This is a genomic window from Vibrio sp. OPT46, assembly GCF_015163535.1.
Taxonomy (GTDB): domain Bacteria; phylum Pseudomonadota; class Gammaproteobacteria; order Enterobacterales; family Vibrionaceae; genus Vibrio; species Vibrio alginolyticus.
Genome location: NZ_JADDYG010000025.1, coordinates 1 through 293, shown reverse-complemented (window position 1 = coordinate 293; position 293 = coordinate 1). Strand labels below are relative to the sequence as shown.

1 pseudogene is annotated in these 293 nt (G+C 33.1%); it reads right to left on the bottom strand.

From position 1 onward, the window contains the following. Positions 1-27: 27 nt before the first annotated feature. Positions 28-293: pseudogene (locus IQR33_RS01995) on the bottom strand (hypothetical protein); the annotation flags it as partial.

The following is a 293-nucleotide window of genomic DNA, read 5'->3' as shown; positions in this document are numbered from 1 at the left end:
TTTTTTGTCTAAAGTCATAAAGGCTATTTATTGTATGAGCTTTTCATAAAAAGCTAATGCATCAAATGGTCGGGAGAAAAAAGGGCTTTTCTCTATATATTCTTGATGTACCTTGCTCAGTGTTTCAAACTTTTCTCTCGATGTAGGTTCGATATGAAAAGTTAGGCTTTCAGTCGATTCTACAAGCTTTAATGTTGAGGTTCTTGAAGCGTTATTTTTTGCTATTAATAGATAATATGCTAGCTCTTGCTTCTCTTTTAATACACAAGCCTCAAAAGCTTTCTCGCTTAAAA